Annotated in this window: 13 protein-coding genes; 10 read left to right on the top strand and 3 right to left on the bottom strand. The window is 40.5% G+C overall.

The genetic code is table 11. From position 1 onward, the window contains the following. Positions 1–325 precede the first annotated feature (325 nt). The 10 genes from U5J89_RS13575 to U5J89_RS13530 all read left to right on the top strand — a co-directional run bounded on the left by U5J89_RS13575 (position 326) and on the right by U5J89_RS13530 (position 13,487). Complete coding sequence (locus U5J89_RS13575) at positions 326–778, top strand: hypothetical protein (protein ID WP_322576186.1); 453 nt, start codon at positions 326–328, stop codon at positions 776–778. 76 nt (positions 779–854) lie between these two features. Further along, the gene (locus tag U5J89_RS13570) at positions 855–2,360 is read left to right on the top strand and encodes an O-antigen ligase family protein (RefSeq protein ID WP_322576185.1); all 1,506 of its coding nucleotides are present in this window, start codon (positions 855–857) and stop codon (positions 2,358–2,360) included. A gap of 79 nt (positions 2,361–2,439) precedes the next feature. Next, complete coding sequence (locus U5J89_RS13565; RefSeq protein WP_322576184.1) at positions 2,440–3,783, top strand: type II secretion system F family protein; 1,344 nt, start codon at positions 2,440–2,442, stop codon at positions 3,781–3,783. Between the two features lie 500 nt (positions 3,784–4,283). Further along, entirely contained in the window at positions 4,284–4,649 is a 366-nt protein-coding gene (locus U5J89_RS13560; protein ID WP_322576183.1) for an endonuclease domain-containing protein, read from the top strand. 408 nt (positions 4,650–5,057) lie between these two features. After that, positions 5,058–6,830 (top strand): GspE/PulE family protein, encoded by a 1,773-nt coding sequence (locus U5J89_RS13555; protein WP_322576182.1) that lies wholly within the window; start codon positions 5,058–5,060, stop codon positions 6,828–6,830. A gap of 92 nt (positions 6,831–6,922) precedes the next feature. Then, complete coding sequence (locus tag U5J89_RS13550; RefSeq protein ID WP_322576181.1) at positions 6,923–7,426, top strand: cyclic nucleotide-binding domain-containing protein; 504 nt, start codon at positions 6,923–6,925, stop codon at positions 7,424–7,426. Between the two features lie 233 nt (positions 7,427–7,659). Next, positions 7,660–8,910 (top strand): type IV pilus twitching motility protein PilT, encoded by a 1,251-nt coding sequence (locus U5J89_RS13545; protein WP_322576180.1) that lies wholly within the window; start codon positions 7,660–7,662, stop codon positions 8,908–8,910. 23 nt (positions 8,911–8,933) lie between these two features. After that, positions 8,934–10,628, top strand: a complete 1,695-nt coding sequence (locus U5J89_RS13540) for a hypothetical protein (protein ID WP_322576179.1) — start codon at positions 8,934–8,936, stop codon at positions 10,626–10,628. A 14-nt stretch (positions 10,629–10,642) separates the two neighbouring features. Further along, positions 10,643–11,524, top strand: coding sequence for a type 4a pilus biogenesis protein PilO (gene pilO, locus U5J89_RS13535; RefSeq protein WP_322576178.1), 882 nt, complete (start codon positions 10,643–10,645; stop codon positions 11,522–11,524). A gap of 1 nt (position 11,525) precedes the next feature. Then, complete coding sequence (locus tag U5J89_RS13530) at positions 11,526–13,487, top strand: SPOR domain-containing protein (protein WP_322576177.1); 1,962 nt, start codon at positions 11,526–11,528, stop codon at positions 13,485–13,487. 66 nt (positions 13,488–13,553) lie between these two features. On the opposite strand, the gene U5J89_RS13525 is transcribed toward U5J89_RS13530, so the two are convergent. Genes U5J89_RS13525 through U5J89_RS13520 form a run of 3 tightly spaced genes read right to left on the bottom strand, consistent with a single transcriptional unit; the run spans position 13,554 to position 14,650 of the window. Beyond that, entirely contained in the window at positions 13,554–14,051 is a 498-nt protein-coding gene (locus U5J89_RS13525; protein WP_322576176.1) for a hypothetical protein, read from the bottom strand. Further along, on the bottom strand, positions 14,038–14,244 hold the full coding sequence (locus U5J89_RS16080; RefSeq protein WP_416208537.1) for a hypothetical protein: 207 nt from the start codon (positions 14,242–14,244) through the stop codon (positions 14,038–14,040). Before U5J89_RS16080 ends, U5J89_RS13525 begins: the two co-directional genes overlap by 14 nt. 40 nt (positions 14,245–14,284) lie before the next feature. Continuing rightward, the gene (locus tag U5J89_RS13520; RefSeq protein WP_322576175.1) at positions 14,285–14,650 is read right to left on the bottom strand and encodes a hypothetical protein; all 366 of its coding nucleotides are present in this window, start codon (positions 14,648–14,650) and stop codon (positions 14,285–14,287) included. Between the last annotated feature and the right edge of the window lie 62 nt (positions 14,651–14,712).

Here is a 14,712-nt window from a genome sequence, read left to right as displayed (position 1 = left end):
GCTGAACGGGCTAATCCAAAACAGCTATTTGAGCCTTTAAAAGCCATTTTATACAGAAATATTAAAAAAAATTAATATTTAACTTGCATTTGTAGTCGCTGGCTTTCATCTTTGCGTTAAGAAAAAGCAATACTGTTTAAGAAAAATTAACTTGTATCATCTGCAGGTATCACTTAATCTTGAACTGAACAAAAAATTGTAACAACACATTGTTCGCTTGCTCTTTTAGAAGTGAACATAAACATAACAGTCTTTCACGGTTCTTCGGGACCAATCAAGAAACGACACAACTAATAAACAATCATCTAACAAATAGGTAACAACCATGGGACAACAACAACTTTTACTCGTAATTTTGGTAACGATTATCGTAGGTATCGCTACGGTCGTAGCTATTAACACTTTCTCAAGTGCAGCAGATTCTGCTAACGTAGATGCTGCTCGACAGGATGCGCTTTCTATTGCAGCGGCAGCACAGCAGTATTATATGAAACCAGCTGCATTAGGTGGGGGAAATCAAGATTTTACAGGGATGACATTTCAGGATATTGGTGGTGTGCCTGTTGAAATGGAAAACCCTACAGGAACTCCGACTCAAGCACATAATCAGAATGGAACTTATGTTTTGGGTGGTGGATCAACCTCATCTATTGTACTAACAGTATATCCTTCAAGTTGTTATGCGGCTGGTAATAGTGCACCGAATGCATCTTGTGAAAACACCAATGACGTTCTTACAGCGACTATTGAAGCAAATGGAATGAGTTGGACTAACTAAATTATACGATTCACTTTTGAAAAAGGCCCTGAATTTTCAGGGCCTTTTTTATTTCAATGAATTTTTACAGAAAATTATGAAACGGGTACTAATAATTCTGTTGGGGGTTTTTGTTTTTATTGCCTTGGCTATTTCACCATCAATTTCAGCAGGATTAACAGATATCTATAACGAAAAGCGCCTGTTACAATCTGCAGTATTACTCTTAGGTTCACTTTCGTTTATTTATTCCCTTTTTCATAATAAGTTGAACCTTGCTCAACATACTATTTATCTGTGGGGCAGTTTTTTCTTGCTGATAAGTATATCCATTTTTTTAAGTCAACATCATGGATGGGCGTTATTGGAAATCGGGTGGTATGTATGTTTACTGCAGCTGGCGTTTGTATTGGCCTACCTCTATCAGCAGTTTCCCCAAATTTTTGAACGCTACCTATTGTTGACTATCATTAGTTTTGCCACTCTGTACAGCATTCGCGTTGCAGGTGATCTCATTACCGGTTTTGTAGATCCGAATTGGCCCAGCTGGCCGGATCATACGCGTTCTGTAATTATGTTTGATGGAGAGAACTTTGCTAAAAACGGGTTTTTAGGGTTCAAAAACGTTCGATTCTTTAATCACCTGCAAACATGGTCAATACCCGTACTGATTTACGGCTACATTAAATATCAACCAAAACTTACTTTTGGTTTCAGGGCACTATTCTTTGTACTCCTTTCTTTCTTTTGGATGCTTGCCTTTGCGTCAGGAGCACGGGGAACGCTGCTTTCTTTACTAATCAGTTCTGTAATTGTGTTTGTTTTATTCAAAAGACAATCAAAGGAATGGATTAAAAAAGGTTTACTCACTTGCCTTGCCGGTTTTTTACTGTACATTATTATCTTTTATGTATTAATCCCGGACGGATCAGGAAAAGCGTTGGCACGGACTGACAGCAGCCGACGCCTGGAATTGTGGGGCGCTGCGTGGCAGGCGATAAAATCAAATCCCATCTGGGGACTTGGGCCCATGCACATGGCTAATGTGAATAGTCAAAACCCAATTACTTCACCGCATAATATTTATCTGTTATGGATGGCAGAATGGGGAATTCCGGCATTTCTGGTTGGAGGGTTTATTGCATTGAAAAGTATGCACAAATGGATTCGATCTGCTTTATCAAATCCATGTGTAAAAAAAGTAGCGCTTACTATTTCTTTAATTGCGGGAATGATTCATTCCGGTGTATCAGGGTTATTAATAACCCCACTTAGTCAAATACTTTTTGTGTTATTATTGGGATGGAGTATTGGAATTTATTATTCTGGCAGGAATCAACCACTTTGGATAAAGCGCAATAACAGTTTTAATGGAGTTCTCAAAAGTATACCATTATTAATATTAACCATATTTTTGCTTGTCAAAGTTAGTTCGATGGTCCCACATTTAGAGGAGAACAAAGAAAAATTTCAATACCTGAACCGGAATAAAAAAATTGAGCTTTTTCCTACATCGAGAGCCACCATTTATCCACGGTTCTGGGAACAAGGTTTTATTGGGATTGAGCAAATTGAGTTATCGAATGAAATTCAAAAGCAATGATTAATCTAATTTGTAACAAAGGTTTTTTATTATCATCATTGAAAAGAAAGTCATCTACAAAAAATAAGTAACAGGAATTATGCCGGAGTTTAGACTTAGAGCCGTTTCGCCGCAGGGCAAGATGATCAAATCGGAGTTCGAGGCGGACAGCAAAAAAGAAGCCGAAAACAGGGTAGAGAAACTATCCCGTAAAAATGGCTTTAAGGTTAAGGGAGTCGATAAAAAAGAGACCTACCAGTACAAGGTTCAAAAGGGGAATAAAGATCCCGTAACCGGAGAGCAGGAGGCTTATTCCAAGGAAGAGGTTGAAAAAGCCCTGGTTAAGCTGGGCTATAAAGTCATTCGTATCAATAAAAAGTGGTTCGACTTTAAAGGGGGCGTCCCGCAAAGTGAAGTGGTTACTTTTATTAGTTTAAGTGCCGACCTGTTGGAACAGCAGCTCAGCTTTGATGAAATTCTGGAGCTGTTGTATGAGGATACCACCAACGCCCGCATGAAAGAGACCATTGGAACCATTCAAAAGGATCTCAAGGATGGAAAAGAGGGCGATGAGGTCTATGGCAAGCATGAGGATGTCTTTGGAGATTTTGCCTCTTACATGCTCAGCGTGGCTTCCACCAGTGGTAACATGGCGCAGGTATTCAGGAGTACCGCGAAATTTCTGGAGCGTGATGCTGAGTTCAAGAGTAACTTGCGTCGATCGCTTTTAATGCCGGCCATTACGGTTGTAGCCACCATCGGGGTAATTTTATTTTATGTGGGATATATTTTTCCCGCTACCGCAGAGGCCTTTGTAGAGATGGATATTAAACTGCCGCCCATGACGGCTGCTACCCTTGAGTTCAGCTACTGGCTGCAGGACAACTGGCTGATGCTTACCCTGGCGCATGTGATACCCATTACCGCGGCGTGGTACTGGCTGACCCAAACGGCCAAGGGGCAGTTATGGCGGGATAAAAATATCATTAAGATTCCGGTTATCGGTGATCTTATTCACAAGACCAGCATCGAAATTTTTGCACGCGTATTTTATACGCTTTATAGCGGGTCGGGACAAAATATTGAAGTGATTAAAGTGGCTGCCGAAGCCTGCCGAAATAAATATATGGAGAAGCAGATTAAAGAAGTGGCGATCAAGATGATGTTGAAGGAGGGCGCCGGACTGATCGAATCGCTCAAGGCCACGGGAGTGTTTACGGATACCGCAATTAGCCGGTTTAAATTGGGAGCCGAGTCGGGTGCACTTAAGCAAAACGCCAAGCAGCTGGCAGAATACTATGAAACCCAAACGACCTATAAGATGGATACCATTGTGGATATGATTAGTTTGGGCGTAAACATTTTTATTATGATAGCCCTTATTGCCATTACGATTGTTTCCGCCGAATCCGCCTTAATTCAACCTAATACAGGAGCCATGTAAAAGCAAAGAGTTCCCCTTGCAAGGGGGGGATTAGGGAATTTGAAACTCGAGAATATTAGCAATTGAAGTTCGGACTACATGCAAATTATAAGAAAACATCCTCCTACGCCTCGCTACGTCGCTAAAGGCCTACTACGCCGAAGCACAAGCTGCGAAGGCTGTACTTTGAAGCGTCGGCGACCTTCAAAGGAGGAAGGTATTGCTGGAAATATGATGACAGGCTTAATCTTATTTTAGAAGCAAGAAAAAAAGGTCGAATAAATATTAGAAAAAAAGCAAACATTCCCCCTTCCAAAGGGGGTTAGGGGGATTTGACAGGATATGATAAAAAGCAATGCTTTTGCTCAAATTATAAATTGGGACAAAGGGAATTTGATTGAATATGATAAAAGTAAATGATCATCAGCTTTAAAAAGCGAATGTAATTACCCCTTGTTTCTCCGGCTTAAACCGAATTCATTTCCCGCTTCGAAGGGGAAGTTAGTAGTAATTTTTAAATTATGAGTTACATCAAATATAATCCCAACTTAAAAGATCGGGCTCGTGAGCTCCGAAAAAACAGCACGCCTTCAGAAATTGAATTGTGGAAATCATTACGGGCAGGGAACATGCGGGGATATACGTTTAATCGTCAGAAACCGCTGGACCAATTTATTGTTGATTTTTACTGTCGAAAACTTAAGCTGGTAATTGAAATTGATGGCGACAGTCATGATGATAAAAGATCTTACGATCTTCGACGTCAAAAGCGATTAGAATCACTGGGATTACATGTTATTCGATTTTACGACCATGAAGTAATGAACCATCTTGATGGCGTTTTAACCAAAATTGAAGAAACGATGCAAGAATTAGAAAATAAATGACATCCTCCTACACCTCGCTACGTCGCTAAAGGCCTACTACGCCGAAGCACAAGCTGCGAAGGCTGTACTTTGAAGCGTCGGCGACCTTCAACGGAGGAATATCCTTGCTGGTTTTAAAAGTTGTTAGTTTATATTTGAGAACTATAGCAAAATTAAAATTATCTAAATACTAAAAAGCATTATAGTTCCCCCTTCCAAAGGGGGTTAGGGGGATTTGACAATATTAGAATATGACATATCCCTCAAATTATTTTAAAATAAATCAGAATTGATTTAGCTCTTTAAAAAATGTGAGAAAAGGAAATGAAAAAGACTTCGAATTTTTACTTTCATTTCCATAATGAACATGTATATTGTGGAAGCATTTTGCATGAACGTTAGACTACTCAGCAAACCGTTGGTTTATTAATGGGAAAAGTTAATACACGCAGACATATTGGTGATATCCTGGTTAACAGGGATATTATTACCGCAGATCAGCTTAATGAAGCTTTGGCGATTCTACGGGAAGAACCGGAAACGTCGAACCGGCGGCTGGGCCAGATTTTATACCAGGATCTTGGTATCGACAGGCACGAGGTGATGAGCGAAATTGCCTCTATATATGCGTTTGAGGAGGTATTTGCCGATCAGGAGTCTCTTGATGATGAGGAAATTGAGGAGATTAAATCTCATATTGACGAACTTCCCAGCGAGGTAGTGGATGAACTTGTGCACCAAAAAGCAGTGCCCCTTCGTCAAAGTCAAAACACCTTAAAGATTGCCGCTGCCGATCCTTCTGATCCCACACTCTCGAACATCGTCAGTAAGTTAAACTTCAAGCAGCACCATATTGTTTACTGCCGGTATGAGCTGGTAGAACAGATTTTAACGCAGGTTTACGAACAGAAGAACGAGTTTCTGGACCTGCTTGAGGAAATTGAATATGAAGAGCCGGACCTCGAGGAAGAGACCAACGAAGTTGACGAAGAGGAAATAGATGCAGAAATCAACCAGAGTATGCTCAACTCTCTGGTTGAGGGTTTTCTTGTGGAGGGCGTTCGCAAGGGGGTAAGTGATATTCATATTATGCCATGCGGTCCGGCATCGACCGATATTCGATTTCGTATTGATGGCAAGCTTCGGCTCTGGCATCAGCAAAATAATGTAAAACCGGAAGCAATATCGGCAGTTGTTAAAGATAAAACGCGTAATGTTGACCGCTTCGAGCGCGATGCTTCCCAGGATGGTTTTATTCAGCGCCAGGTAGACGGGCATAATATTAGATATCGTGTTTCAATCATGCCAATGGTTGGGGCACAGTTCGATAGAAAGTTTGAGTCAATCGTTATTCGTATTCTGGATGACCGTGAAGTTATTACGGATTTAAATGTGCTGGGGCTGCAGGAAAAGGCGAAAGAGGATTTTGTTAAAGCTATCGAAAAGCCTTCAGGCATTGTCATTGCCACGGGACCAACGGGAAGTGGTAAGTCGACGACGCTTGTTGCCGCACTTTATTATGTAATTACTCCGGAAGTGAATGTACTTACGGTAGAGGAACCGGTAGAATATCTTATAGAAGGCGCCCGTCAGCTAAAAATTGGCAACCATATGACCTTTGATCTGGCGATGCGGGGTATTTTACGTCATGACCCGGATATTGTGCTCGTGGGTGAGATTCGTGACCTTAAGACGGCAGAAATTGCTATTAAACTGGCGAATACCGGTCACCTTACCTTTTCCACACTGCACACCAACGATGCTCCCAGTGCTATCTCACGACTCTACAAGATGGGGGTAGAGACATTTTTGATTGCGAATGCCGTTAACTTGATTATGGCTCAGCGCCTGATACGCAGGCTCTGTAAGAATTGCAAAGAAGAGTACCGGCCACATATTGAAACCGCAAAAGGGGTTGGCTTTACCGAGGAAGAATACGAAGAAACTACCTTTTATAAAGCGGTAGGATGCGATAAATGTACGAATGGATATAAGGGGCGTAGTGCTATTATGGAGGCCTTGTATTTTGATAAAGAGATTCGGAAAATGATTCTGGAGTCAGGAGACGAGATAGATGAGGTCGCTATTAAAGAGTATGCGATGAGTCAGGGAATGTTAAGCTTGCGTGGTTCAGGCCGGGAGCGTATAAAGAACGGAATTACAACAATTGAAGAAATTGCAGCAATTACCATTGAAGATTAAAAAACTCTTAGACGTTTAGGGTAGAGCTAAATAATTATTAATATTATTAATGTCTTTAAGGGGTTAGCATAAGTTAAATTTGGAGATAAGTTATGGCAACTGATAATCAGGCAGAAAAAGAGGCAACGCCAGAACACATTCGGCAGTTCTTAAAAGAACCGCCCTTGTTGTTAAGGAATTTTCATTACGAAGATATAATGGAATTCCTAAATCTGGGGGCGGAAGAACGGTTTGTTCAGGATGATGTGATTATTAGCGAAGAGGAGTATGTCAATTCCGCTTATCTAATAACGAAGGGTAAAGTTTCTATTTGGAAAGATAATATCCAGCTTGCAACCCTTGATAAGGGTAATTTTTTGGGGGAAACTTTTCTCTTCAGCAAAAATAACAGGATGGCTAAGGTGGTTTCGGAAGGGGAGTCACAGTTGCTTAAATTTGATCGTTACGAAGCACTGAATTTTTTCCGAAAAAAGCCTGAAAAATTATTCAATATTTTCACCCGTAATATTATTGAGATTCAGCAGCAGAAGATCAGTAATATGAATGTGCAGCTGTTGCAGCTCAAAAAACGCCTTTTAGACGATAGTAATTGGTGATTAGTCCATTTGTTCTAGTTATAATACTATAGTACACGGTGCTAAAAATAATTTTGGAAATATTAAAATTTTTTAATGTTTTGTGTTGTATATTAAGAAACCCAATCAATTATTTGGATTAGTAAACAGATGTATGTTCATTAACTTTTATATTATTTCGTAACAAAGAACCTTATTGCAGTTCTTAATTAACAGCAGACTGCGAATATTAAATAGTAAATTTAGATTACTTGATGGAAGTAGGGGTACAAAAAAATAGCGTCAAAGAACTTATAAAACCGCTTGCTGCGCAGCTCAGTGACAGTTTAAAGGGGTTGGAACGTCATCGGGAAATTGGCAAAATTATTGACAGCCAGGATGAAGAGACTCGGGCTCAACTTCGCGCTGCTATTGAGAATCTCCTAATAAAGATGTACAAGAATGAGGCCTCCGATATTGATCTGGGAGGTCCCGGTTGCGGTAATAAGGTTTGGTATCGTATACACGGTGATAAATCACCAGACAAAAGTGCGCCTGAATTTTCTCTTGTTGAAACCGACTTTTTGCTGCATAATTTAATAATGCCCAGCCAGCGTGAGCATCTGCTTGAGAATCGCAATTTAGACTTTTCCTATTCCTTGTCGGGCACTGATTCAATTTCTGGTGCTCGTCGTTATCGTGCCGACATGTATTTTGACTTGGAGCATCTGGCATTGAACATGCGTAAAATCGATAACGAAATTCGTCCGTTTAAAGGGCTTAACCTGCATCCGGAAGTGGCAAAAGCGCTTAGTCTCAAGTACTTTAAATACGGGATGACGCTTGTAACGGGAATTACCGGTTCAGGTAAATCATCAACTCTTGATACGGTAATTGATGCCAATAACCGGACGGTTGATTCTCACATTGTTATCATCGCTTCTCCGGTTGAGCTTGTTCATGAGCCCAAAAAATCAGTAGTACGTCACCGTGAGGTAGGCAGGGATGTTAAATCATTTAAGGAGGGTGCTATACAGGCGCTGCGTCAGGATCCTGATATTATTGTTATTGGTGAGCTTAGAGACCCCGAGACAATTATGACTGCTCTTGAAATTACAGACTCGGGCCATAAGACATTTGGAACGCTCCATACAAGCTCTGCAATGGAAAGTATAGAACGTATTCTTGGGGAGGTGCCCCCCGATGAGCAAAATCGCGTGCGTACCCGTTTGGCAGATGTTCTTACTTGTGTAATAAGTCAAAAGCTGATTCCCAGTCTTGACGGTAGGCGGGTATTAGCAAAAGAAGTTTTAATGGTTACAAGTTCGGTTAAGGCTGCTATCAGAAATAATAATGTTAACGAGATTTACCAGATGCTGATGGAGGGGAGTGAACAGGGGATGATGACCATGGAGCAGGACCTTAAACGCCTCTATGACCAGGGAAAAATTTCCCAGGAGGAAGCCATCAATAACGCTAATAATAAGAAACGGCTAAAACAGCTTATTTCAGAAGCCCAATATTAATCTACGACGGATAATTTTACGGGATGTTTGGAAAAAAAGAATATGTAGGACTTACAGTTCAGGATGACCTTATCCGTGTGGCACGGCTGCGTGTTGAAGGGGGTTCAGCTAAAATCGTTAAGCTGGACCGCTTTTCACTTGTTGAAAAGATTCAGCAGCAGGCACAGACCCGGGATATGGATGCTGGTGCTGAACAAGAGGTTACTTTTGAAGAAAATGATGATGCCGATTCAATATTTGGTCTGGAAGAGGACGAAGAAGAGGATATTGAAGATGAGTTAGATCTTTCTGAACTGGAGGAAGAGGAAGATGAGGAGGATATGGAGCTCGACATGGTTGAGGAGGCCGATACACCTCAATCCAATGAGCTTCTTATTTATAATATCCTATCCGATATTGACAGTGACAAAGTATATTTAGGACTAAATATACCTGCCGGTCATACTATTTTTCAGGTTATAAGGGATACTGATTTTTCTGAAGTCAAAGAGAAAGACCTTATTCAAGACCTCGAGGATAAACTTGAATCGATCTACGGTACTCCCAAATCCCCTGATAAATATTCGTATGAAGTTCGGGAGGATGGTTCGCTTTTACTCGGTTCAGTTGAGGATGAGTCGATTTCCCTAAAGGCTGTAAACAGGGCTCGTGAGCTTTACACGGGTAAAATTGACATACAAAGCATTATTCCTGATGAAACTGCGCTCGTGGGGCTGGTAAGAGCTAACTATGAGCTTGATGCTGATGAAATGACGGGTATTATCCAGTTCGGGAAAGAAACCTGTCGCGTCGTTTTTATGAAAGGAGAAGAGATTTGGCTTGTTTCTCCCATAATAAATGAGGGAACGGAAAAGAAATCCTTCATGAATACGGTATTCAGTAAAATTCTTTTCCAGTTAGATACAGGAGAAGTGCCCAGTTTGGATCGTATTCTATTGGCTAACAATACGAGGGGGAGTGATGCGGTAAATTTCTTTCAACAGAATTTTCCTGATATCCACGTAGAGAACCTGGCGATCAAAGAAGAGTTTATTGATAGTCTGAGCGTAGATTCCTCCAGTATCCCTTCATTTACCACTGCCATTGGTGCTGCTTTGGCAGCTTCGGGTACAAAAGATGAGGTATTTCCAAAATTATCATTTATACCCAAATATGTTGAGGATCGCCAGAAGATATTCCAGCTGCAATGGCACGGAATGCTTATCCTATTTTTGATATTTTTGACGCCCATTACCTTTAACTATTTCTATACCCAGAACGCCCGGCAGATAGACTCTTATGAGCGTGATTTAAACCAAATGAATTCACAAATTGAACGACTGGATCCTATTGTAAATGAAGTAGATGTTTTACAACAGGATTTGTCGACGCTTAAAGAGAAATTGACGATGCTGGATACGCTCACCCAAGGTAGCAAAGAGTGGTCTGTCAAATTTGATTTGTTGAATAATGGAATTCAATCGGTAGGAAATACTTGGTTAACTTCTTTTTCCCAGTCTGGAGATGGCACCTTTATTCAGGGATATACATTATACAGAAACAGAATTCCAAGAATCGTAAATATTTTTGATGAGGCTACGCTGCTAAGTGTCAATAATGAAGAAATGCGTGAAAAGAAGGTGTACACATTTTCAATTCTGATAAAATCTTTTGCCGAATCCGATTCTATATATTCACCTTCATCACCAGAAGAAGTTGAAAATTTGATAGGTAAATAATTTAAACACGTTATATGTCCTACGGTGTACGAAATACAATTATTCTTCTTGTTGTCCTGACCATCTTTATAGTGGGGGGATGGGCCTATATTTATTTTTTCCAACAGCCAAAGCTGGAAGATTTAGCACAAAATGTTAAACAAACGCAGCAGGAGCTAAATCAGAAACAGCAGAAGGCTGATCAATTGCCTATGCTTGAGAACCAATTTAAAGAGGCTACGAAATTTTTTAATAATTATAATAAAGGGCTGTACCCCAACAGTAACGAAGACAACGTTTATGATTTTCTAGAAAGGGTAAGTACAGGATCTGCATATACAGAGTTTACCTTTAGTTTTTCGGATTCAACGACGTATAATCAGTATGGAGTAATTTCGATGCAGGTTACCGGTCAGGGATACTACCGAAATTTTATAAACTTTCTTCGTCAAATCGAGTTAAGTAAACCGTTAAATAAAGTTAGTGAGGTTACGGTAAATCCCATTAATGAGCTCGATTCCTATGGGAAAGTTAATTATCGATTTTCTTTGGAAAGCTTTTATGACCGGGTAAAATTATTGGGAGAAGCTGACTTAACAATTCATGATAATTTACTTGGATCGGTTTATAATCCATTCTATCCATTTATTAGATCAGTCAAAGAGAATGAAAATAATCTTGTAAATGTGGAGAATAGTGAGCTTTTGGCGATTAGTTCGAATAAGATCTTTTTACTGGATCAACAGGGAATAATGCAGCGACTTACTGAAGGTGATGAGGTGTATCTTGGAAGACTTTCATCAATAGATATTGATGAAGGAACCGCTTCTTTTACTCTTAATAAAGGTGGAATCGTTGAGCGAATAACCTTGCAGGTTAATAATGATGATGAAGATGAAAATGAAAGCAGTAACTAATATGAAATCTTTTAGATACCAAAAAACTATTCTTTTTACACTGGCATTGCTATTTGTTGCTATTGGTAGTGTGCATAGTCAAAATCGGGATAACCTGCCTGCAGAGTTCAGAGAATATACCAATCCCGAGGAAGTTGTTCGATTTGACAGAACCACCTCTTTTGCTCGTGCTGTTGATGTCATAAATGAATTCTCGCAGCAATTTCGGAATAAAGCGGTCATCAATCGTACGGATGTAGAGGGCGAAATTGGCATTTCGGTTCCACCGATGCATTGGATGGATGCCTTAAAGCTAATTTTACGTGTTAAAGAGCTGCATTTAGTTGATAAACAGGAGTTTTTCGAGATTGTAACGCGTGAATCTCTTGAAGCGGGAGGTCAAGCAGCGTCTCAAGCTGCAACGGGCGGTGGAGAGGGTGAAGGACCAGTTGCGACCACCCAAACCCATGAAGTAAGGATTAATGCTATCTTTTTTGAAGGCAACCGCCGAGCCCTGCAAGAAATTGGTGTGGATTGGTCAACTATCTCTGAAAATGTTCCTGAATCTGTATTAGGAGGTGGACAAGGCGGCCAAGGAGGCGGTGGTGGCGGTCAAGGTGGTCAGCAGGGACAAACTCCACAAATACCTAACTCACAATTTGATGGGGATGGACCTTTTGTGCAAGTGAATTCGAAGGGGGCTCAGAGTGTATCCCAAAATGTATTTAACGCATTAATTAATGTGGGTGAAATTGGGAATACCGGAATCGAGGTACAGACATTATTTAGTGCCTTTGAAGCGGATAATCTTGGCGAAATTCTTGCATCACCTACTATAAAAGTGATGGATGGACAGGAAGGTAATATACAGGTAGGGCAGGACTTCTCTATTAAACAGCGCGATATCGCAGGCAATGTTGTAGAACAATTTTTCTCGGTCGGTACCATTCTTACGGTTACTCCGCAGGTACTTACCCAGCGAGATACGACCTTTATCCACTTGGATATTGAGGCCGAGCGATCATCGGCACAGCCCGATCCGGTAAGTACCATTATTAATAAGCAGGAAGCCCAAACACAAGCGTTGCTGCTGGATGGAGAGGCAACAGTTATTGCTGGATTATACAGGACTGAAAAGTCCGATGTACGACGAGGTATTCCTATCTTGAAGGATCTTCCGCCATGGTTTTTTGGATTGCGATATCTGTTTGGATACGAGTCTCATGATTACCAGATGAGGGAGCTTGTGATATTGATTCAGGCATCATTGGAGCCTACTATACCCGAACGTTATGGTAAAGAAGATTTCAGAAATAAATATGAAGTGCTTCAGGATGAACGAGAACGAATGCAGGGAGAGGTTTCTAAAGGGCAGAAAATTATGAATCGTGAAAAGGATGAAGACCTCCAGGAAATGTTTGATGGTGAGACGGAGAAAAAAAATGAACAGCCGCATGAAGAAAAGCAGGAAGAAGAGAAAGAGCCTGAGCCAAAACCCAAGCCTGAAGAAAAGGATTCAAGTGAAGATCAACAATCTGAGAATGCTGAAGCGGACTCGTTAGATAATGAAAGTGATCAGCAGGATACACCGGAAACAATGAAGGATCCGGAAGTAAAAACGGAGAAAGTTGAACTAAATCTCGGTGGTGGAGAAGATAGTCTTCAAACTAACACCGAGAACCAGACCAATGATCCGGAGCCAGAAACTTCTGAATCTGAAGAAGATGGCGATGTTGACCAAAACAGTGAGAAGCTTTCTACCTATTACGTTATTGGAGGTTCATTCCGTGTAATGGAAAATGCAAGAGAACAAAAAAAGGAGCTTGCTGAGAAGGGATTTAATGCCTCAATAATTATGATGCCGGAAACAGATATCCATTTGGTTACTTATCAGGGATTTGATGATCTGGACAGTGCTAAAAAAGCGCTGGCAGATATCAGACAAAATCAAAATTCTGAAGCCTGGGTATATAAAGCGAAATAGATGTAATTCGCATCACACAAGGTATTAATTTTCAAAGGCACTCAAGTAGTTGAGTGCCTTTTTTGTTTACTTCATCATTTTTACAGTGCCGTTTCTATCCGTCAACCGATACTGTTTCATAAGATTGGCAGTAAGGCAGGAATGCACCGGCAGGAGGGTTATGGTATCTCCGATATTGTAATTCTTGAATACATGATTAGAACAACGGATAATGCCATGTTCCTGGGAGAGCTTTATAAGATGTGAGTCATTGCCTAAAGGTTCCCAATGCTTATCAACTTTATGTGCAACTGTTCCGTAATGAGTAATCCCATTTTCAGTCATTGACTCTTTGGAAAAGTGAATCGCACCACCGTGAATAATAAGTTCTCTCCTTTCGGGGTATTTATCCACAACAGGACAACTCATGGCAACAGCAATATTTGCAGGTGCACAGCTTCCAATTTGATTTTGCATTAGATCATAAAATACAAAATTGCCCGGACTAATAGCATCAATAGGACCAAAGTTATCGGATACGGAGCAGCAAGGCGTATCGCCGGAACAGATTTCAAAGGTTCTCATAATCAGGTTTTATATGCTTTCTTAAATAATCGAATTGTTTGACAACTGAGTTTTGAACTTCAGCTATTTCACCTTTTGAACGGCAACTATATGAATGACCGGGATGTGAGTAAAAACCAATCCAGTTGATATGTTTTGTTTTCTTAATTACAGCAATTAACTCTTTTATTTCCGTGATATCATCAGAAGCCAACCCCGATCTGCCTGAACCGGTATCAATTTCGATATAGGTATTAACTGAAGTTGTTCAGATGCTTTTCTAAGTAATTTGCTGTTTCTTGCTTATTGATTAGTAATGTTAAAGAAATATTTTGGGCAAGTTCGTTTAGCTCTTGAACTCTGCCGATATTACATGGAAAAGCGATAGTAATATCTTGCCAGCCGTCTTCAGCAAAGTACTTGGCCATATCTATAGATGAAACCGTAATAGCTGAAACGCCAACATCTTTAAACCAATTTCCCACACGAATCGACTGGTGGGTTTTCATATGAGGTTTGAAGCGCAAGTTATGTCGATTGGCTTTTTCTGCCATTCGCTTAATGTTGACCTTGCAAATATCATTATCCAACAGAAGGGTAGGAGAGGTTAATTTTTGCATAGGTGCAAATTCGTTTGGGATTAAAAAAGCCCTGGCCGAATATTATTCAGCCAGGGCTTAAC

Source organism: Fodinibius sp., from assembly GCF_034521915.1.
Classification (GTDB): Bacteria; Bacteroidota; Rhodothermia; order Balneolales; family Balneolaceae; genus Fodinibius.
This window is presented reverse-complemented; position numbering and strand designations above follow the sequence as displayed.